We start from the raw sequence: 19,602 nt of genomic DNA on the forward strand, positions 1-19,602 counted from the left end.
GCTACTGCCATTTTATAGGGCCAAGGCCGTATATGTGTATTGAATATGCATCTTGCTTGTCCTGCCGCAGATAATGGCCAGCAAAAACCGCCCGGCAGGCGGGCGGTTGCAGTGCAATGGCGCAGGATCAGAGCCGTTCGAAAATGACGGCAATGCCTTGTCCACCGCCAATACACATGGTGACCAGTGCATAACGGCCATTGATGCGTTGCAGTTCGTACAAGGCCTTGGTGGCAATCACGGCGCCGCTGGCACCAATCGGGTGACCCAGGGCAATGGCACCGCCATTGGGGTTGGCACGGGCCGGGTCCAGCTCCAGCGCTTTGCACACGGCCAGCGATTGCGCGGCAAAGGCCTCGTTCGATTCGATCACATCCATCTGGTCCAGCGTCAGCCCTGCGCGTTGCAAGGCAGCGCGGGTGGCAGGAATCGGGCCTTCGCCCATGATGTGGTTGGGCACGCCACACACTGCGTAGGAAACCAGTCGTGCCATCGGCTGTTGTCCGGCCGCCGCAGCGGCTTCGGCACTGGCCAGCACCAGGAAGGCCGCACCATCATTGATGCCCGAGGCATTGCCCGCCGTGACCGAGCCGTCCTTCTTGAATGCCGGTTTCATCTTGGCCAGCGCCTCCAGCGTGGTGGCACGCGGATGTTCGTCGGTATCAAACACCACTTCGCCCTTGCGGGTCTGGCTGACGATGGGGACGATCTGGCTGGCAAAGCGGCCATCGGCAATGGCGGCGGCCGCGCGCTGTTGCGAAACCAGGGCGAACTGGTCTTGTTCTTCGCGGCTGAGCTGCCATTTGTCCACCAGGTTCTCGGCGGTAATGCCCATGTGGCCCACACCGAAGGGGTCGGTCAGCGCGGCGGTCATCATGTCCAGCGCCTTGACGTCGCCCATGCGCGCACCGCTGCGCAATTGCGGCAACAGGTAGCCGGCGCGTGACATCACTTCCACCCCGCCGCCGATGGCATAGTCACAGTCACCCAGCATGATGGCCTGGGCGCTGGACACCACGGCTTGCAAGCCGGAACCACACAGGCGGTTGACTGCCATGGCGACAGATTCCATCGGCAAACCGGCCGCAATCGAAGCCAGCCGTGCCACATAGGCATAGCGGCTTTCTGTCGGAATGCAATTGCCCACTGTTACGTGGTGAATCTTGCTGGCGTCTGCGCCGGAGCGCAGCACGGCTTCCTTCATCACCATACCGCCCAGTTCGGCCGGTTCCAGGTGGCTCAGGCCGCCGCCAAACGTACCGATCGCCGAACGCACGGCACTCAATACCACGATATCGCGTTGTTTCATTTGCAGTTTCTCCCGTGTCGTGTTGTTTGAAGCCATCACCTTACCAGTCACAAATATATGCAAGCAAGCAATTGCTTGGTTTGTGGTCCATGCAATGTCGTCAGCAAAGGGGCTGGGCGCAGCTACAGTCTGGCACTGCTGCTTTGCAGTATGATTGACGACCGCAAAGCAGTTTATTCCAGGGGGAAAACATGAGCGTATTTATCTTTGCCAGTTTGCGTTGCCTGCCCGAGTACAGCCTGGCGCTGCGTGATGCCATGCGTGACATGCAGCGGGACAGTCTGGCGGAAGCAGGCTGTGAGGTGTACCAGGTATTGCAGGAAGAGGGTGCTGCCGACGTGCTGCATGTGTTTGAACGCTACCGCGACATGGTTGCGGTGGAGGCCCATCGCGCTTCTGCGCATTACCAGGCTTACCGGGCCTGGGTGGCCGACAAGCTGGCGGCACCGGTGGAAGTGAAACTGTTGCACGCGCTGGATTGAAAACTGCCGCCTAGGCGCAGCTGCGCACTGGCGGCAGGGGATATCAGGCAGATTTCCAGGCGTCGGCATTGCTCAGGATGGTTTGTGCCTTGTCCTGATCGGCGGCAGAACCGTGCACCAGCAGCACGTATTTGTCAGCCTTCAGTGCCGACTCGTACTCCACGGCGTCTTCTTTCTTCACGCCCAGTTTGGTGAGCGCTGCCGCCAGGGCGGAAACCCCGCCAACCACCACGGCACCTTCCACGGCGCTGACCAGTGTGGTGACGATCGGGCCTGCCATGGCAAGCAGCCCGACGCCTGGCAGCAGAAAGACGGCGGGAGCAAACAGCAGCCCCCACAGGCCGCCCCAGAATGCGCCAACGCCACCCCAGGTCTTGATCTTTTCGCTGGTGGTGTAAAACCCGACCGGATGTTCTTCGCTGTGATAACCCTTGCCGATGATGGACAGTTGCTTGATGTCGAAACCGGCGCGGTCCAGGATGCGGATGGCTTGTTCGGCTTCTGCGTGGGTTGGATAAATGAAAACACTGGCGTGATGCTGTTCCATGTGAACTCCTCAGCGGGGTGAAGGGGTGTGGCCGGCATAGCGCGCCATCAGCAGCCGGGGGATCTGCCTGTAACGGTTGCTTGCTTGGCGACCTGGCGATATTTACAGCCGGAGCTGTCAGATGGAACTGGCCATTTACACAGGCACTGCAGCATTGACAGCAAAACGACCCGCCAGGCGGGTCGCTTGCAAACCGTGCAGCCTGTATCAGCCTTGACTCAGGCTGCGTCGCCCGTGCTTGGTGGTTCTGCAATGGGCTCAATGCGACCCAGCAGGAAGAGGAAGGACAGCACCCCGATCAACAGCATGAAACCGGCAATCAGGAAGGCGTTGGTGAAGGAGTGGGTATTGCCCACGATGATGCCGGTAACAATCGGTGCCACCGCGCCCATCATGTTGTTGGCAAAATTCATGATGCCGCCCACCGTACCGGTACCGCCACGCGGGGCAATCAGCGAAGGCAGCGACCAGCCTACCGGCGCAGCGGCAGCCAGCCCGCTCAGGGCGATGCTGATCCACACAATGGCAATCAGCGGGTCGCTGGTCGTGGTGGTGCCGAATACGGCAAGCCCCAGCAGCATGCCACCCAGCAATACGCCCTTGCGCACCTGGGTTTCGTCATGGCCACGGGCAATCAGGTGGTCAATCAGCCAGCCGCCCACCAGGAGGTCGGCCAGGGTGGCGAATATCCACGGGATGGCCGCATAGCTGGCCGATTTCAGAATGCTCATGTGCATGGTTTGCACCAGATAGCCGGGCAGCCAGGTGAGAAACAGGTAAAACACATAGCCATAGGCGGCAAAGCCGATGGACAAACCCCATACCTTGCGTTGGCGTAACAGGTAGCCCAGCATGGCCAGCGATCCGGCCTGGCTTACCCCTTCGGCGGCGGCACCGCCTTCGGTGATGTGGCGGTATTCCTCGGCCGACAATTTGCTGTCCTGGCTGGGGTCACGATAAATCAGGGTAAAGGCGACAAAATACGCCAGGCTGAGCAGGGCGGTAAGGCCAAAGCCCCAGCGCCAGCCAAGGTTCACCACGGTCAGGGCAACCAGCGGCACGCCAATCACATTGGAAAACTTGGCAGCCGCATCGAACAAGGCCGTTGCCATCGCGCGTTCGCGGCGCGGAAACCAGTAGCCGGTAGCCTTGGCACTGACCGGAAAGCCCGGTGCTTCGGCCACGCCCAGCAAGGCGCGGGCGACAAACACGCCGCCGAATCCACCGGCACAGGCGGTCAGGGTGGAGGCCACTCCCCACAACAAGGCCCCCCAGCGGCCGACGCGGGTCACGCCGAAGCGGTCGAGGATCAGCCCGGTCGGAATCTGCAATAAGGCATAGGTCCAGAAAAAGGCACTGAACAAAATCCCCAGATCGCTGCTGGAAAGATGAAATTCCTGCTGTAGCTGCGGAGCAGCTACAGACAGGCTGATGCGGTCGAAGTAATTCACCAGTACGCCAATGCCCAGTAGTCCGCCAATGCGCCAGCGGCGTGGTGTGCTGCGATGTGGAGTTGATTGTTGTGTCACCTGAAGTCTCCTCTGTTGTCTCGGTTTTTATGCTTGGGACTGACGTTGTGCTATCTGCTGCAAGCTGTGTTGCAGCAAGGTGCTCAGGGGCTGGCTGACATCCAGCGTGATGACGTTTTCGCGCTGTGCTTCCGGTGGCTCCAGGTCGGCAAACTGGCTGTCCAGCAGTGAAGTCGGCATGAAATGGGCATCACGGGCCGCCATGCGCTCGGCAATGACCGCCTTGTCACCTTTGAGGTGCACCAGCAGCAAGTCCGGGTCGCCGCTGCGCAGGGTGTCGCGGTAGCGCTGCTTGAGGGCTGAACAGGCCAGCACCACGGCTTGTTGTTCTGCCCTGGCCTTGGCCAGTTGCGCGGCCAGTTGTGCCAGCCAGCCGGCGCGGTCGGCGTCGGTCAGGGCAATGCCTGCCTGCATGCGGGCAATGTTTTCCGGTGGATGAAAGCGGTCGCCTTCGATGTAGGCGGATGACAGGGCGGCAGCCAGTGCCTGGCCAAGGCTGCTCTTGCCGCAGCCGGCCACGCCCATCACCACAATGTTCGGAGTTTTCATGTTAGCGCTAACAAATTGAGATAAAAAAATTTGCCTGAGCAATCTGGCGCGATGTTAGCGCTAACAATATCGGCGCGGCAATCAAATCATGTGCTGCATGGCAGCAATGCCAGTATGGGCGGACAGGGGGCTTGTAGCTTGTGCGGGACGGCGCTCAGGAACTGCCGCGTATCTTGAGCTGGAAGCCAAGATCCAGCTTTTGCGACGTCATGGCTTCGCCATTCAGCTGTTGCAGCAACAGGCGTGCGGCAGCCACGCCAATGTCAAAGCGTGGCGTGGCAATGCTGCTGAGGGCTGGTGTGGTCCAGGCGGCGGCTTGCAGGTCGTTGAAGCCGCCGATGGCCAGTTGCGCGGGCACAGCGATGCCGCGTTGCTGACAGCGGGCAATCGCACCGATGGCCAGGTCGTCATTGCAGCAGAAAATACCGTCACAGTCAGGATGGGCAGCCAGCAGCGCATCCAGCATGTCGGCACCCATCTGCATGCTGGAGGGTGACGGGTTCAGCCATTCCAGCGCCGGGTCGTGACAGCTGGCCTCCTGCAATGCCAAACGATAGCCATGCAGCCGCTTGATCACCCGTTCGTCCAGCTGTGCACCCAGAAAGGCGATACGGCACTTGCCGCGCTCCAGCAGATGGCGGGTCATGCTGGCACCAGCGGCTTCCTGGGAAAAGCCGACACAGGGCCTGTCGTCTTCACTCAAATCCATCATGTACACCGCGGGCAGTGCCTGCTGCGCGACGATCTGGCGGAATGCGGGCAACTGGTTCAGCCCGGTGACAAGCAGGCCGTCCGGGCTGTGCTGCAAATAAGCACGCAGCAGGGCCAGTTCCTCGCTGTCGCTGTAATGGGTATTGCCGATCAGCATCTGGTAACCGGCCGGCTGCAACACCGACTCGATGCCGGCCAGTGCATCAATGAAAACGGTATTGCTCAGTGAGGGAATCAGCACCAGTACGGTATGGGAGCGGGCCGAGGCCAGCTGGCGGGCAGAGCGGTTGGGCACATAGCCCAGCTGTTCCACCACCTGCAGGATTTTCTCACGCAGGGCGGTAGACACGCGCTCTGGCGAGTGCAAGGCGCGGGAGACGGTAATGGCGCTGACACCGGCGGCCTGGCCGACATCATGCATGGTGACGCCAGTGCCGGAACGCAAGCGGGGTTTTCTGGACATGCGGGACCTGATCTGCTGTGAATGGCCAGGCCAACTGGCCTGATGGCGGGATTGTAACGCAGGCGGCGTGCCGGTTGCTGGCAGATCTCTACCGCAGATGGTTTGAAAATGGTCTGGCTGCGGTTATAGTGCCCCTCCCTAAAGTACAGGATGTGGCCAGTACGAAATGGCATGATGCTGGCCTTGCCAACAATGAGAAAACTGGTATTAGCCGTCTTGCTACTGGCGCTGGGCGCTTGTGACAAGGACGGGGCGGTCAAACTGCCGCGCGAAGTGAAAACACTGGCCCAGTTGGGCGAAACAGTTGTGCGCCAGCTGGATGTTAGCGGCACAGGCCAATCCGCACGGGCGGATCGGGCTCAGGACAAGGTGGAGCTATCGCCGCTGGTGCGTGGAGAAAAGGCAGTGGGGCATCGCGACTTCATCGCCGCCAAACGTGTATTGCCCAGGGTATTTGCTGGCATGCAGCAGGATTTCTACTGCGGTTGCTCATATGAGGGCAAAGAGGTGGACTGGCTGTCCTGTGGCTATGTGCCACGCAAGAATCCGGAGCGGGCCAAGCGTATCGAATGGGAACATGTGGTGCCCGCCTGGGTGCTGGGACATCAGCGCCAGTGCTGGCAGGCAGGTGGACGCAAGAATTGCGCGACCAATGATGCGGTATTCCGGCAGGCGGAGGGGGATCTGAACAATCTGGTTCCGGCCGTGGGCGAGGTGAATGCCGATCGCAGCAATCTGTCCTATGGCGCCTGGGCCAAGCAGCCGGCACGCATCTACGGCCAGTGCGGCACGGTGGTGGATTTTGCCGGCAAGCGGGTGCAACCGCGCGAGGAAGTACGCGGGCGTGCTGCCCGCATCACCTTGTACATGCATCAGCGCTACGGTTTGAACATGAGCCGGCAGGACCGGCAACTGATGTGTGCCTGGGCAAGGCAGTACCCGGTGGACAGCTGGGAGACACGCCGTAATGCGCGCATTGTCAGCCTGCAAGGGGAGGGCAATTACCTGGTCAGCCAGCCGCAGCGGCTGGCGGAACTATGCCAGTAAGCGCCGCTGACAAAGCCCCTGCTGCTGCGTTGCGCTTCCTTGCCGTTCCCTTGTAGTGTCGGTGTCGGCGCGCCTTGCCCAAGGGACGCTACGCTAATGTCAGCCGCTCTGAGTCATAACGGCTGACAGCCAGACTTACTCGGCGGCGGCTTTGCGACGGCGGCTGGTGGCAGGCTTGCTGCTGGCTGCCGGTTCGGTCTGTGGTGCAGCGCTGTCGGCCTTGCCGGCTTGTTCCGGGCTGCTGGTTTCTGCGGCTTCCACACTGGTTTCAACCGCAGCTGCCGGTGCGGCACTGCTGTTGTCGGCACGCAGGTCCGGGGCGATCTCGGTCAGCAGCTGCTCCAGCAGCTTGCTGCGGGCGGCGATGTGGTGATCAAATCGCCAGTCTTTCAGCAGGTCGAGGGCAACTTCGAAATAGCGCATATCGATCTGGTACAGGCTGCCGAGGTCAAAAGCACGTCCCATTTCCAGCGCCGCTGCCAGATCCTTGAGTACCTGGACTTGTTCCGGGTCCTGGTTTTCTTCAATGAATCGACGGATTTTCTTGGCGGCATTCATGGTAATGATCCTTGCTGGTACGGTGTATTACTGGACGAAGCAGTCATAACAACTGTACATATATGTTGTAAAAGCAAGGCACAGTCTGCCACAGCCAATGCGAATAAATTATTACCTTTTCATGACAAATAGTCATTCTGTCATGATTTGACCCGTTTTTTCATGCTGTATGAATGCGTCGGCTTGTGATCAAACAGGATCGCAAGCCAGCAGCCGTAGCAAGCCACTGCGCTGGCTGCCGCTGGCATTACAGGCTGTGATTGGCATCAAAGCGCACGTTCAGCACGCCTTCCTGCACATCAAGGCAGTATTGCGGCCAGCGCATGTCTGGCCACAACAGTTCGGCCATCAGGGTGTGCGGATGGTAGGCCGCCGTATAGAGCGTGCCATAGCCGCGCCCATAGGCAGTCTGGAACAAGGGTGGCCGCAACAGGGTACGTACCACATCATCCGCATGTTCTGCCTTGCGCACTCCCTGGCTCAACATCCATTCGCGTTCTTCCGACAGTGTCGCCCTGGCATGGGCCTGCCATTCCACCCCATGCTGATGGTTGGCCACCGCCGGGCGATGCACCACTTCGGCCGGCCGGTCCGGTGCGACAAATACCGTGGCCCAGTGGCTGTGCTGGTCCAGCAGGCTGATGTTGTAGGTCATGTGTACCGGCAGCCGCTGCAGGATGGCGATGGCTTCGGCGGTATTGCTGGCTGCCTCCAGCAGGTAACGCAGCACCAGCGGAATGCCGAAACCTTCGCCCACTGCCGTGCGCCCGCCAAACGACAGGGAAACGGCGAGGCCGTCTTCGTTGATGCCATCCAGCGCACCCCACAGGCAATCGCTCATCACCAGCACCTGGCGGCCCAGCCAGCGTGTAGACAGCCAGCTGCCTTCCAGCAGGGCTGGAGCATAGTCGTAATTGCGCGCCAGTAAGGGGCCTTCCTGCCCGGTCGGGTCCAGCCAGACGGCCTGCGAACAGCCGGTGATATAGGAGGGTGGGCACCATTGCGACAGGAAGCGGGCTTCCAGATCGCCACCGCCAGCCAGTTCGCACAATTGCTGATACAGCCCGGACAGCTCCGGCATGTGCTGGCGCAGTGCGCGCCGTCCTGCCAGGTAAGAGGGCCGTGCCCGGTAGCCATCGCGCAGGAACCACTGCTGATAGGCCGGCCAGCGTAATTGAAACAGTGCTTGCCAGCGTGCTCCCGGCGTATCTTCTCTTATCGCTTCAAATGTACAGCGCATGTGTCTCACTGGGGCTGAGGCCACCGCCGTGCTGCAGGCGACTGCCAGGTTGGTAGCGGGGACTACAGGATCTTGAAGGCTCCGGGTGCAGGCAGGCTTTCATCATGCACTGCCATGATGGGCTTGGCTGCATAGTATTTCTTGATGCCGGCTATCCAGTGGCGCGCGCGGTCATTGAGCGCAAAGTCGTCGCTCATCGAACGGCCACGAGTAATCAGGATGCCCAGGTCCGCCCCTTCATAACGATAGTCGCCCGGCCCGCTGATGCGCAGGAAAAAGGCTTCGTTTTCCGATTCGATATCCTGGCGCTTGTAATCGAAGCGGTGGTAGGACACCGAGCCGTCTTCTGCCATGCGGTAGATGCCGGTGGCCGGGGCATGGGTGATGATGTCCACATTGTTGGCGGTATGCTTGATTACCAGCTGGCTCCAGCTGTCGATGAAGGCCGGGTTGGCCCAGCGGGCGTTCAGTTCTTCCACATCCAGTTCAAAGTCGATGCCGGAAAATTCCAGCAGATGGAACAGGAACAGCGGCACATCGGCATAGGCAAAGGCTGCGTGGTTGGTCATCGGGCTGGCACCGCAAATGCGCGGATTCAGCTCGCCCAGATAGACTTCGTCAGTGTCCTTGTCGATCAGGAAATCCAGATCGAAATAGCCACGGTAGCCTTCAGCCATCAACTGGTTGCCAAAACGGTAAGCCATTTCGCGTGCCTTGGCGCGTACTTCTTCACTGAAGGCGCCGGGGAAGATTTCATTGCCGCACCAGCCGCCGCGATAGGGGGTCAGCTCCGGTTCGCCCACCACCTCGGTAAGCAGTGGCCCCACCAGGGTGCCGCTGCGGGTGGCACAGGCTTCCAGCGTGGCACCACGGCAGTTGATGCGCTTCATGATCTTGACCTCAGGGTCCTGGATGATGTCCTGGGCGTGACGGTCGAAATCGGCTTCGCTGGAAATGAAGAAGGTGGTGTGGCCGGAGTCGCCAAAGGCGGTTTGCACCACCAGCTGTTCGCCCAGGCCATGCGCGTCGGCAATCTCGCGCAGGTGGGCATAGCTATCCACCTTGCACAGGGCGTTGGGGACGGAGGGCACGCCGGCCTTGTTGCCGATGCGGACGGTTTCCATCTTGTTGTCGCAGCGCTCGCGCAAGCTGGCGCTGGGAAACCATACTTCGATGCCCAGTTCATGGCACAGCCGTTCGGTTTCTGCATCGAACATCAGGAATACCGCCACCGGCCGACCTCCGGCGCGCTCGACATAATCCACCACGTCCTTGTGCTGCAGCAGGTAGTTATTGATGTCTTCGATGGACTGGAATTCTTCGTGCGGCAACTGAGGCGGCACAAAGACATTGGGGTGGCGGCCATCGAAACAGTCGATGTAGTTGATGTACTTGAAGCGGTTTACCCACTGGTCTATGCCCAGCAGATTGAAATTGGTGGCGCTGATGAAGTAGATCGGCCGTTCATTGCGGTGAAACAGCAGGCGCAGATCGGAAATATTGCTGACTTTTTGCATGGTTGGTTCTCCCTGAACGGCTCGCGGTGATGTTTTTGCTGCCAGGTGCTGCCGGCTGGCGGTTGACATGGATTGCAGCCACTGCCGGCAATGGCGCAGCCAGCGCATGGCCATGGCACTGGCTATCATTGCGGGTCTTGCTCATTGCCTGACGTGGCCGGCAGGGCCGTGCTGTCCGGCACGGGGCCGCCTGGGCCGGACAGCCCGCTCTGGTCGTGGTCTTCCGGCTTGACCAGCGGCCCCAGCGTATGCAGGAAGCCATCCACCCCGCTGTCGCGCTGATAAACGGGGAATTCACAACGGCGATCGCGAAAGCTCTTCAGGGGCTGGCCCAGACCACGCAGGCCGCGTTCGCGTTCGCGCCTTACCTTGTCGAAATCCACTTCCACCGGAATGATTTCCGCGCCTGAACCGGCCTGGTGCAATACATGACCGGACGGGTCCACCACGATGGAGCGGCCGGTGCCGCCATCGCCCACGCCGTTGATGTCGAAGAAATACAGCTGGTTGGTGGCGGCAGAGGCGCGGGCAATGGCCAGCTCCACCTCGCGGTCTATGGTGTCGGTCATGGTGGGGTGCAGGATGACTTCCGCCCCCATGGCTGCCAGGGTGCGGGTGGTTTCCGGAAACCACATGTCGTAGCAAATGGAGATGCCGAAGCGGCCTGCGCCCGGCACGTCAAACACCACAAACCGGTCACCGGCGGTAATGCCTTTTTCGTAAGGCAGGAAGGGAAACAGCTTGCTGAAGTGGGCGATGACTTCGCCCTGCGGGTTGATGACCGGGCTGGTATTGAAAATGCAGCCATCACGCTGTTCGAACAGCGAGCCCGGAATCAGCCATACGCCATGGCGCGCGGCAATCCGGCACAGTCGTTCTTCGGCCTCTCCCGGCATGGTTTCGGCGCGCAGTGGATTGGGGCCGTAGGCGGCCAGCTCGGAAAACAGCACCATGTCCACCCAGGGAAAACGGTGTTTGACATGGGCGACGTAGTGCCCCATGCGGGTGATGTTTTCTTCGAAGGCGGAAACCGGCATCTGGATGCCGGCAATGGCAAAGCGTTTCAAGGTCTCTCCCGATTGATGACTGATGCGCGATGCCGGAGGGCAGGCGTTTCAGTGGTGGCTGGGAGAGCAGTCTACAAATGCGGGAAGTGGGCCAGAAATAGCCGATTTCTGATTATGCTGGCAGGAAATGGCTGGTCGATTGCTAGGGATTTTTACTTGATATGTCAGGTGAAAATGGCGGCCATCCGGAAAATGCCATGCAGGCCGGGACAGCCGCCAAGCGGGCCGTGGGGCGGCTGGCCGGGCAAGCCGCAGTAGCTAGCGTTCGAGCAGGCGGTAGCCCACGCCGGTTTCAGTGAGGATGTGCTGCGGCATGGCCGGGTTGTCTTCCAGCTTTTGCCGCAAATGTCCCATGTAGACGCGCAGGTACTGGTTGTGCTCGGAAAAGGACGGCCCCCACACTGCCAGCAGCAGTTCTCGGTGGGTGATGACCTTGCCGCTGTTGCGGATCAGGGTAGCCAGCAGGCGGTATTCGATGGGGGTGAGGTGGATGGGCTTGCCATGCTTGCTGACGGTGCGGTTGACCAGATCCACTTCGATGGGGCCAAAGGCAAAGGTTTGCACCGGGGCGGCACTACCCTGGTTGCGCCGCCGGAGCAAGACACGGATACGCGCCATACACTCGGCCACGCCAAACGGTTTGGTCAGGTAGTCGTCGGCACCGGCATCCAGCGCCAGTACCTTTTCCGTTTCCTGAGTACGGGCGGAGAGCACCAGAATGGGCAGGTCGGTCCACTCGCGCAGCTGGCGGATCACTTCAATGCCGTTCATGTCCGGCAAGCCCAGGTCCAGTATCACCAGGTCGGGTTTGCGGGTGGCCACTTCAATCAGGCCTTGCTTGCCTGTTTCGGCTTCGTGCACCACCCAGTTGTCGCCATCCAGTGCCGAGGCCAGAAAACGGCGGATGGGTTTTTCGTCCTCGATGACCACCAGGTGGACAGGTGTTTCACTCATGGCTGGATTTCCTCGTCGCCGGGCAGGGCCGGCATCTGGCTGACCGGCAGGGTAAAGCAGAAGGCGGCACCGTGTGGCTGGCGGTTGCTGGCGGTAATCTGGCCGCCGTGTGCTTCGACAATGCTGCGGCAGATGGCCAGGCCAAGGCCCACACCCGGTGTGGTGGATTCGCTGTTGCCGCGGCTGAATTTGTCGAACAGTTTTTGTTCCAGTCCACTGGGCAGGCCGGGGCCGTCATCCTGCACGCAAACGCGTATTGTAGCGCCCTCCGGCTGGGCCAGCAGGGTGATATGGCTGCCGGGCGGCGTATATTTGGCCGCGTTTTCCAGCAGGTTCACCAGTACGCGCTCAATCAGCACGGCATCGTATTCCAGCACCGGCAAATCACTGGCCAGTGCCACCTCCAGCTGATGCCCTTGCAGGTTGCGCTGGCAAGCCCGCAGCGCGCTGCCCACCACGTCATCCAGCAGTTGCCAGGCCTTGTTGAGTTTGACGCCGGATTGCAGCCTGGCCATGTCCAGCAGATTGGTCACCAGATGGTTCATGCGCAGCGATTCTTCCTGGATGGACTGGGCAATGCTGGCTTGTTTGCGCGCATCCACCTGACCTTCCGCCAGCAGGCTGGAGAGGCCGACCAGCGTGGTGAGCGGGGTGCGCAGGTCGTGCGAGATGACGGACAGCACGCTGTTGCGCAGTCGTTCGGATTCCATGGCGACAATGGCGTCCTGCGCCACTTCGACGTAATGCACCCGTTCCAGCGCCAGTGCAATCTGTGCCGCGCAGGTTTCCAGCAGGCGTTGCTGTTCCGGCAGGAAAACCTGATCCTGTTGTTCGGGCAACACGGCCAGCACGCCGCGATTGCGCATCGGTGCCTTGAGCGGCAGGTAGAGCATGGCATTGGAGGGCAGGGTCTGGGTGCCAAGGCCGGCGGCCTGCTGCTTGTCGTAGACCCATTGCGCCACGCCCAGATCGGCCTGTGCTGTACTGTCGTTTTCGGCGCGCAGCTGTTCCTGGCTGTTGGGGGTGAGCAGCACGATGCTGGCATTGAACAAGGGTTGCAGGCGGCTGACGGCGATGTCGATGATCTGGTTGGCGGTCAGGGCTGCCGCCAGCTCGCGGCCCAGCTCGTACAGCGCCCGGGTGCGGCGTTCCCGGTAGGTGGCGATATTGGCTTCAAAGCGCAAGCGCGCGGCCAGCTGGCTGATGATCAGCGCCACGGCAAACATCACGGCGAAGGTGAGCAGATACTGGGTGTCGGATACCGACAGGGACAGCCGTGGCGGCACAAAGAAAAAGTCGAAGGTGGCCACCGATACCAGCGAGGCCAGCACGCCGGGGCCGCGGCCAAAACGTACGGCAATCAGCACCACGGCCAAGAGGTAGAGCATCACCACATTGGACAGGTCAAAAAACGGCGTCAGCAGGCTCACAAGACCGGTGGTCAGCAGGCAGGCCAGCAAGGCAGCCACATAGCCGTGGCCTTGTTTCTGCCGGCTGGCTTCACCAAACAGCAGCCGGTTGAAACCTTCCTGCGATGCTGTGCTGTCCGGGTCGTGCTCGTGGGATACCACGTAGACATCGACATCATCTGCCTGCCGCGTCAGCTGTTCCAGCAAGGGTTGGCGCAGCAGGCGGCGCAACGGCCCGGCCGAGGACTTGCCCACCACCAGCTTGGAAACATTGCGGCTGCGCGCATAGGCCAGCAGGGTGGCGGCCAGGTCGCTACCGCCCAGTACCGTGGTTTCCGCGCCCAGTTCCTGTGCCAGCTTAAGTCCCTTCATGATGCGGGCGCGCTGGGCTTCCGGCAGGCGTTGCAGTGCCGGGGTTTCCACAAATACGGCAATCCAGTCGGCATCCAGGCTGGCGGCCAGCCGCTTGCCGCTGCGCACCAGCTTTTCCGTACCGGGACCATGTCCCACGCAGATCAGCAAGCGTTCACGGGCATGCCACACCGGCTTGATTGACTGGTCGGCCCGGTAGGCGCGCATTTGCGCATCCACCCGGTCGGCGGTGCGGCGCAAGGCCAGCTCGCGCAGCGCCAGCAGATTGCCCTTGCGGAAGAAGTTCTTCACTGCCCGTTCAGCTTGGTGAGCCAGATACACCTTGCCGGCAGCCAGTCGCGCCAGCAGTTCGTCCGGCGGCAGGTCGACCAGCGCCACTTCCGCAGCCTGATCGAATACATGATCGGGCAGGGTTTCGCGCACCACGATGCCGGTGATCTGGCCCACCACATCGTTCAGGCTTTCCAGATGCTGCACATTCAGCGTGGTATAGACATCAATGCCGGCGGCCAGCAGCTCTTCCACGTCCTGCCAGCGTTTGCTGTGGCGTGAGCCGGGAACGTTGGAGTGAGCGAACTCGTCCATCAGGATCAGCTGCGGCTGGCGGGCCAGAGCGCTGTCCAGATCAAACTCGGCCAGACTGCGGCCCTTGTATTCAATCTGTGTGAGGGGCAGTACTTCAAGTCCATGCAGCTGCGCTTCGGTTTCCTTGCGGCCATGCGTTTCCACCACGCCCACCAGTACCTTGCAGCCTTCTTGCTGGCGTACACGGGCAGCACTGAGCATGGCGAAGGTCTTGCCCACACCGGCGCAGGCGCCAAAAAAGATTTTCAAACGGCCACGCTGGGCGGCCAGTTCATCCTGCTTGATGGCGTCGAGCAGGGCATCGGGATCGGGTCGGATATCAGTCATCGGCTTTCTTTTTCTGGCCGGTCGCAGCCAAACCGCGCAGCGGCCCCGCCTTCCTGGATGGCAGGGTCGCTGCGCGATGTTTACTTGGCGCCCAGGCCGTCCAGTGCCAGGTTCAGCGTCAGCACATTGACACGCGGTTCGCCCAGGAGGCCGAAGGTTTCGCCAATGATGTGGTCATCCACCAGCTTATGCAATCGGGCCAGCGGCATCTGGCGTGCTGCAGCGACACGCTCCATCTGGTAGTAGGCGGCAGCGACGGAGATGTCCGGGTCCAGCCCACTGGCGGATGCCGTTACCAGGTCAACCGGTACGGTGGCTGTCTGGGTGGGATGTGCCTTGCGCAGTCGTTCCAGATTGCCTTTGACTGCATCCAGCTGGGCCGGGTTGGTGGGGCCCAGGTTGGAGCCACCGGAACTGCCGGCATTATAGGCTTGCGGGCTGGTGGCGGAGGGGCGGCCCCAGAAATACTGCTTGCCAGAGAAGTTCTGGCCGATCAGCTGCGAGCCGATGATCTGGCCGTTTTTCTCGATCAGGCTGCCATTGGCCTGATACGGAAACAGCAACTGGGCGAGGCCCGTGGTCAGCAGCGGATAGGCCAGCCCGGTGATGGCAGACAGGATGACAAACAGCACCAGTGCCGGGCGCAGGGTTTTGAGCATGATGATTTCCTTCTTGTGAGGGCGCGGTTCAGACCAGGCCCAGGCTGCCCAGCAGCATGTCGATCAGCTTGATACCGGCAAAAGGCAGCAGCAGGCCGCCCAGGCCGTAGATCAGCAAATTGCCGCGCAGCAGTTCGGCCGCGCTTCTGGCGTGGTATTTCACCCCTTTGAGTGCCAGCGGAATCAGGAACACGATGATCAGCGCATTGAACACGACGGCGGACATGATGGCCGAGGCCGGACTGTTCAGACCCATCACGTTTAGCGCGCCCAGTTGCGGATAGGTGCTGGCAAAGGCAGCCGGGATGATGGCGAAATACTTGGCCACATCATTGGCAATGGAGAAGGTGGTGAGCGAGCCGCGGGTCATCAGCATCTGTTTGCCGATTTCAACAATCTCGATCAGCTTGGTCGGGTTGGAATCCAGATCCACCATATTGCCGGCCTCTTTTGCCGCCTGGGTGCCGGTGTTCATCGCCACCGCCACGTCAGCCTGGGCCAGCGCTGGTGCGTCATTGGTGCCGTCACCGGTCATGGCCACCAGCTTGCCTTCGGCCTGGTGATTGCGGATCAGCTTGAGCTTGGCTTCCGGCGTGGCTTCGGCCAGAAAGTCGTCCACGCCGGCCTCGGCGGCAATGGCGGCGGCGGTCAGCGGGTTGTCGCCGGTGATCATGATGGTCTTGATGCCCATCTGGCGCAGCTCGGCAAAGCGCTCCTTGATGCCACCCTTGACGATGTCTTTCAGCTCGATCACCCCCAGCGCACGATTGCCTTCGGCCACCAGCAGCGGAGTAGAACCGCGGCGGGCTACTTCATCCGCACTCTTGGCCAGCGCGTCGGGGAAGGCCCCGCCTTGCTCGGCGATATGACGGCGGATGGCGTCGATGGCACCTTTGCGGATCTGCCGACCATCGTAGTCGATGCCGCTCATGCGGGTTTGGGCGGTAAACGGAATGAAGCTGGCTTCATGGCTGGCCAGCTCGCGCTCGCGCAGGGCAAATTTCTGCTTGGCCAGCACCACGATACTGCGGCCTTCCGGGGTTTCATCCGCCAGCGAAGCCAGCTGGGCGGCATCGGCCAGTTGCTGTTCCGTGATGCCCGGTGCCGGGATGAAGGCCGATGCCTGACGGTTGCCCAGGGTGATGGTGCCGGTCTTGTCCAGGAGCAGCACATCCACATCGCCCGCCGCTTCCACGGCGCGGCCGGAGGTGGCAATCACATTGGCACCCATCATGCGGCTCATGCCGGCCACACCGATGGCGGACAGCAGGCCGCCAATGGTGGTGGGAATCAGGCACACCAACAGCGCCACCAGCGTGGTGATGCTGATGGGCGAGCCTGCCTTGGCTGCCTCCACGCTGAACAGCGAGTAGGGCAGCAGGGTGACGGTGACAATCAGGAATACGATGGTCAGCGCCACCAGCAAGATGGTCAGCGCGATTTCATTCGGGGTTTTCTGGCGCTTGGCACCTTCCACCATGGCAATCATGCGGTCCAGGAAGGTTTCACCCGGATTGGCGGTAATCTTCACCACAATCCAGTCCGACAGCACACGGGTGCCGCCGGTGACCGAGGAAAAATCACCACCGGATTCGCGGATCACCGGGGCAGATTCGCCGGTAATGGCTGATTCGTCCACCGACGCCACGCCATCAATCACTTCGCCATCCACCGGAATCACATCGCCAGCTTCCACCAGCACGATGTCGCCTTTTTTCAGGCTGTGGCCATCCACGATGGTGACACCGGCGTCGCGGCGCGGGCCGGACAGCTTCTTGGCCACCACGTTTTTCTTGGCCGAGCGCAGGCTGGCGGCCTGTGCCTTGCTGCGGCCCTCGGCCAGTGCTTCGGCAAAGTTGGCAAACAGCACGGTAAACCACAGCCACAGGGTAATGGCCAGAATGAAGCCGGGGGCGGCCTCGCCCTTGCCAAACAGGGCCTGCAGCCACAGCGCTGTGGTCAGGATGCTACCGACATAGACGACAAACATCACCGGATTGCGCCACTGGGTACGCGGCGACAGCTTTTTGAAAGAGTCGATGATGGCCGGCTTGATCAGCGCCGGGTCAAACATGCCCTTGCCAGTCTTGATCTGCTGGCTGGCAGACTGTTCTGCCGTGGCAGAAACAGAAGAATGATTGCGATCGTTCATATTGATTTCCTTGATCCTGTTGCGTGTCCGCTTGCAGGATTAATGTCCGCTCACCATTTGCAGATGCTCCACCACCGGGCCCAGTGCCAGCGCCGGAACATAGTTGAGCGCGCCTACCAGCAGCACGGTGCCGATCAGCAACACCACGAACAGCGGGCCGTGGGTGGGCAAGGTGCCGCTGGTGACAGCCAGACGCTTCTTGGCAGACAGCGAACCGGCAATGGCCAGGATGGGCACAATCATCAAAAAGCGGCCAAAGAACATGGCGATGGCGGTCATGATGTTGTAGAACGGCGTGTTGGCTGACAGCCCGGCAAAGGCGCTGCCGTTATTGTTGGCGGCCGAGGTGAAGGCATAGAGGATTTCGCTGAAACCATGCGCGCCGGGGTTGGCGATACCGGCCTTGCCTGCATCCAGGCTGACGGCAATGGCGGTCAGTACCAGTACCAGGATGGGCGTCACCAGAATGGTGATGGCCGTCATCTTCATTTCGTAGGTTTCTATCTTCTTGCCCAGGTATTCCGGTGTGCGCCCCACCATCAGGCCGGCAATGAATACCGCGAGAATGGCAAAGACCAGCATGCCGTACAGGCCGGAACCCACACCGCCGAATACCACCTCACCCAGCTGCATCAGGAAGGTAGGCACCAGGCCGCCGACAGGGGTGAGCGAATCATGCATGGCCACCACGCCCCCGCAGGACGCCGCAGTGGTAATGACGGTAAACAGCGAGGTATCGATAATGCCGAAGCGACTTTCCTTGCCCTCCATATTGCCGCCGGCTTGCAGGCTGCTGGCCTGCTGGTCTACCCCCATGGCGCTCAGTTGCGGAATGCCAGCCTGCTCGGCGCCGGTTTCCACCACCACGGCAGTGGCAAACATCAGTAGCATGGCGGCCAGAATGGCCCAGCCCTGACGCCTGTCACCCACCATGCGACCGAATACCAGGCACAAGGCGGCCGGAATCAGGAAGATGGCCAGCTCTTGCAGCAGGTTGGACAGGGGAGTCGGGTTTTCAAACGGGTGGGCCGAGTTGGCATTGAAGAAACCACCGCCATTGGTGCCCAGCATCTTGATGGCTTCCTGCGAGGCGACGGGCCCCATCGGCAGGGTTTGCTGCCGGGTCTGGCTGTCTACCATGACAGGCTTGCCATCCTTGCCGATGAGCGGGCTGCCCTTGGCATCCTGCTTGGGCTGCTGGAACTGCGTCACCTCAACGGTGTGTGCTGTCTGGTAAGGCAGCAGGTTCTGGATCACACCTTGCTGGGTGAATACCAGAGCCAGCACCAGAGACAGCGGCAGCAGGATATACAGGGTAAAGCGGCTGACATCGACCCAGAAGTTACCGATTCTGGCCGAGTTGTGGCGGGCAAAACCACGGATCAGCGCAATCACCACCGCGGCCCCGGTGGCGGCCGACAGGAAGTTCTGTACTGTCAGCCCCAGCATCTGGGTGAGGTAGCTCATGGTGGTTTCGCCACCATAGCCTTGCCAGTTGGTATTGGTGATGAAGGAAATGGCGGTATTGAATGAAGAGTCCGGCGCAACGCCGGCCAAAGCCTGCGGGTTCAAGGGCAGGATGCCCTGCAAACGCTGCAGGCCATAAACCGCCAGTGCGCCCAGCAGATTGAACAGCAGCAAGGCCACTGCATAGCCGCGCCAGCCCATGTCTTCATCAGGCCGGATACCGGCCAGGCGGTAGACACCGCGTTCCAGTGGCGCAACAAATCGCAGCACACCGGGGTTTTCCCCCTGCATGACGCGGGTGATATAGCTGCTCAGGGGCCAGGCCAGTGCGAGCAGGACAAGCAGGAATAGCCCCAGTTGGAGAAAGGCAGGTGTGCTCATGTCAGAAGTTCTCCGGCTTGACCAGGGCGTAGACCAGATAGCCCAGCAGTCCCAGTGCGATCACGGTACTGATCAGATAAAACAGGTTCATGGTTTATTTGCCCTCCAGCTGCTGGCAGGCTGCGACAAAAGCCAATGTCAGCGCGGTAAAGCCCAGGGTCAGGCCCAGGTAGACCAAATCCATTTTGCGTTTCCTTTGGTGGACGTTAGGTGCCAGTGAAAGGTACGCAAAACGGTGTCAAAAACCTGCTAAAAAGCGCGGAGGGGAGATAAAGAA

17 protein-coding genes are annotated in these 19,602 nt (G+C 60.9%); 2 read left to right on the forward strand and 15 right to left on the reverse strand.

Annotation, left to right across the window (positions count from 1 at the left end; translation table 11 throughout):
* Window positions 1–127: 127 nt before the first annotated feature.
* A complete protein-coding gene (locus ACE3SE_RS04175; protein WP_374554013.1) occupies window positions 128–1,309 on the reverse strand; it encodes an acetyl-CoA C-acyltransferase family protein in 1,182 nt (393 codons plus the stop codon).
* A gap of 191 nt (window positions 1,310–1,500) precedes the next feature.
* Between ACE3SE_RS04175 and ACE3SE_RS04180 the strand changes: the two genes are divergently transcribed.
* Window positions 1,501–1,791, forward strand: coding sequence for a putative quinol monooxygenase (locus ACE3SE_RS04180; protein ID WP_374554014.1), 291 nt, complete (start codon window positions 1,501–1,503; stop codon window positions 1,789–1,791).
* Window positions 1,792–1,834: 43 nt separating this feature from the next.
* On the opposite strand, the gene ACE3SE_RS04185 is transcribed toward ACE3SE_RS04180, so the two are convergent.
* The 4 genes from ACE3SE_RS04185 to ACE3SE_RS04200 form a co-directional block, all read right to left on the reverse strand.
* The gene (locus ACE3SE_RS04185) at window positions 1,835–2,338 is read right to left on the reverse strand and encodes a hypothetical protein (RefSeq protein ID WP_199104195.1); all 504 of its coding nucleotides are present in this window, start codon (window positions 2,336–2,338) and stop codon (window positions 1,835–1,837) included.
* A gap of 218 nt (window positions 2,339–2,556) precedes the next feature.
* Window positions 2,557–3,867 carry an MFS transporter gene (locus tag ACE3SE_RS04190; protein WP_374554015.1) on the reverse strand — a complete coding sequence of 437 codons (1,311 nt, stop codon included), beginning with the start codon at window positions 3,865–3,867 and terminating at the stop codon, window positions 2,557–2,559.
* A gap of 27 nt (window positions 3,868–3,894) precedes the next feature.
* Window positions 3,895–4,416: a gluconokinase gene (locus tag ACE3SE_RS04195; RefSeq protein ID WP_374554016.1), complete on the reverse strand. Its 522-nt coding sequence runs from the start codon at window positions 4,414–4,416 to the stop codon at window positions 3,895–3,897.
* Between the two features lie 154 nt (window positions 4,417–4,570).
* Complete coding sequence (locus ACE3SE_RS04200) at window positions 4,571–5,590, reverse strand: LacI family DNA-binding transcriptional regulator (RefSeq protein WP_374554017.1); 1,020 nt, start codon at window positions 5,588–5,590, stop codon at window positions 4,571–4,573.
* Between the two features lie 192 nt (window positions 5,591–5,782).
* Here ACE3SE_RS04200 and ACE3SE_RS04205 point away from each other — a divergent pair, with 192 nt between their 5' ends.
* Window positions 5,783–6,637 carry an endonuclease gene (locus tag ACE3SE_RS04205; RefSeq protein ID WP_374554018.1) on the forward strand — a complete coding sequence of 285 codons (855 nt, stop codon included), beginning with the start codon at window positions 5,783–5,785 and terminating at the stop codon, window positions 6,635–6,637.
* 135 nt (window positions 6,638–6,772) lie between these two features.
* Here ACE3SE_RS04205 and ACE3SE_RS04210 read toward each other — a convergent pair whose 3' ends face one another.
* The 10 genes from ACE3SE_RS04210 to kdpF all read right to left on the reverse strand — a co-directional run bounded on the left by ACE3SE_RS04210 (window position 6,773) and on the right by kdpF (window position 19,416).
* Window positions 6,773–7,195 carry a hypothetical protein gene (locus ACE3SE_RS04210; protein WP_374554019.1) on the reverse strand — a complete coding sequence of 141 codons (423 nt, stop codon included), beginning with the start codon at window positions 7,193–7,195 and terminating at the stop codon, window positions 6,773–6,775.
* A gap of 247 nt (window positions 7,196–7,442) precedes the next feature.
* On the reverse strand, window positions 7,443–8,435 hold the full coding sequence (locus tag ACE3SE_RS04215) for a C45 family autoproteolytic acyltransferase/hydolase (protein ID WP_374554020.1): 993 nt from the start codon (window positions 8,433–8,435) through the stop codon (window positions 7,443–7,445).
* A 62-nt stretch (window positions 8,436–8,497) separates the two neighbouring features.
* Entirely contained in the window at window positions 8,498–9,952 is a 1,455-nt protein-coding gene (locus ACE3SE_RS04220; protein ID WP_199104342.1) for a biotin carboxylase, read from the reverse strand.
* Window positions 9,953–10,077: 125 nt separating this feature from the next.
* Window positions 10,078–11,019, reverse strand: coding sequence for a carbon-nitrogen hydrolase family protein (locus tag ACE3SE_RS04225; RefSeq protein WP_374554021.1), 942 nt, complete (start codon window positions 11,017–11,019; stop codon window positions 10,078–10,080).
* Window positions 11,020–11,277: 258 nt separating this feature from the next.
* Window positions 11,278–11,973 (reverse strand): response regulator, encoded by a 696-nt coding sequence (locus ACE3SE_RS04230; RefSeq protein WP_374554022.1) that lies wholly within the window; start codon window positions 11,971–11,973, stop codon window positions 11,278–11,280.
* Window positions 11,970–14,666, reverse strand: coding sequence for a DUF4118 domain-containing protein (locus ACE3SE_RS04235; RefSeq protein WP_374554023.1), 2,697 nt, complete (start codon window positions 14,664–14,666; stop codon window positions 11,970–11,972). The genes ACE3SE_RS04230 and ACE3SE_RS04235 overlap by 4 nt, the downstream gene beginning before the upstream one ends.
* Window positions 14,667–14,746: 80 nt before the next feature.
* Window positions 14,747–15,325 (reverse strand): potassium-transporting ATPase subunit KdpC, encoded by a 579-nt coding sequence (gene kdpC, locus ACE3SE_RS04240; RefSeq protein ID WP_131354405.1) that lies wholly within the window; start codon window positions 15,323–15,325, stop codon window positions 14,747–14,749.
* Between the two features lie 28 nt (window positions 15,326–15,353).
* Window positions 15,354–17,477: a potassium-transporting ATPase subunit KdpB gene (kdpB, locus tag ACE3SE_RS04245; protein ID WP_445290644.1), complete on the reverse strand. Its 2,124-nt coding sequence runs from the start codon at window positions 17,475–17,477 to the stop codon at window positions 15,354–15,356.
* Between the two features lie 39 nt (window positions 17,478–17,516).
* On the reverse strand, window positions 17,517–19,325 hold the full coding sequence (gene kdpA / locus ACE3SE_RS04250; RefSeq protein WP_374554024.1) for a potassium-transporting ATPase subunit KdpA: 1,809 nt from the start codon (window positions 19,323–19,325) through the stop codon (window positions 17,517–17,519).
* Between the two features lies 1 nt (window position 19,326).
* Window positions 19,327–19,416: a K(+)-transporting ATPase subunit F gene (kdpF, locus tag ACE3SE_RS04255; RefSeq protein WP_045848033.1), complete on the reverse strand. Its 90-nt coding sequence runs from the start codon at window positions 19,414–19,416 to the stop codon at window positions 19,327–19,329.
* Between the last annotated feature and the right edge of the window lie 186 nt (window positions 19,417–19,602).

Origin of the sequence: Aquitalea pelogenes, assembly GCF_041914625.1 — a bacterium.
Taxonomy (GTDB): Bacteria; Pseudomonadota; Gammaproteobacteria; order Burkholderiales; family Chromobacteriaceae; genus Aquitalea; species Aquitalea pelogenes.

Excerpts from the sequence above, each read along its gene's own strand:
- ACE3SE_RS04175 (WP_374554013.1), bottom strand. The coding sequence starts at position 1,309 with ATGAAACAACGCGATATCGTGGTATTGAGTGCCGTGCGTTCGGCGATC.
- ACE3SE_RS04180 (WP_374554014.1), top strand. The coding sequence starts at position 1,501 with ATGAGCGTATTTATCTTTGCCAGTTTGCGTTGCCTGCCCGAGTACAGC.
- ACE3SE_RS04185 (WP_199104195.1), bottom strand. The coding sequence starts at position 2,338 with ATGGAACAGCATCACGCCAGTGTTTTCATTTATCCAACCCACGCAGAA.
- ACE3SE_RS04195 (WP_374554016.1), bottom strand. The coding sequence starts at position 4,416 with ATGAAAACTCCGAACATTGTGGTGATGGGCGTGGCCGGCTGCGGCAAG.
- ACE3SE_RS04200 (WP_374554017.1), bottom strand. The coding sequence starts at position 5,590 with ATGTCCAGAAAACCCCGCTTGCGTTCCGGCACTGGCGTCACCATGCAT.
- ACE3SE_RS04205 (WP_374554018.1), top strand. The coding sequence starts at position 5,783 with ATGAGAAAACTGGTATTAGCCGTCTTGCTACTGGCGCTGGGCGCTTGT.
- ACE3SE_RS04210 (WP_374554019.1), bottom strand. The coding sequence starts at position 7,195 with ATGAATGCCGCCAAGAAAATCCGTCGATTCATTGAAGAAAACCAGGAC.
- ACE3SE_RS04215 (WP_374554020.1), bottom strand. The coding sequence starts at position 8,435 with ATGCGCTGTACATTTGAAGCGATAAGAGAAGATACGCCGGGAGCACGC.
- ACE3SE_RS04220 (WP_199104342.1), bottom strand. The coding sequence starts at position 9,952 with ATGCAAAAAGTCAGCAATATTTCCGATCTGCGCCTGCTGTTTCACCGC.
- ACE3SE_RS04230 (WP_374554022.1), bottom strand. The coding sequence starts at position 11,973 with ATGAGTGAAACACCTGTCCACCTGGTGGTCATCGAGGACGAAAAACCC.
- ACE3SE_RS04235 (WP_374554023.1), bottom strand. The coding sequence starts at position 14,666 with ATGACTGATATCCGACCCGATCCCGATGCCCTGCTCGACGCCATCAAG.
- kdpC (WP_131354405.1), bottom strand. The coding sequence starts at position 15,325 with ATGCTCAAAACCCTGCGCCCGGCACTGGTGCTGTTTGTCATCCTGTCT.
- kdpB (WP_445290644.1), bottom strand. The coding sequence starts at position 17,477 with ATGAACGATCGCAATCATTCTTCTGTTTCTGCCACGGCAGAACAGTCT.
- kdpA (WP_374554024.1), bottom strand. The coding sequence starts at position 19,325 with ATGAGCACACCTGCCTTTCTCCAACTGGGGCTATTCCTGCTTGTCCTG.
- kdpF (WP_045848033.1), bottom strand. The coding sequence starts at position 19,416 with ATGAACCTGTTTTATCTGATCAGTACCGTGATCGCACTGGGACTGCTG.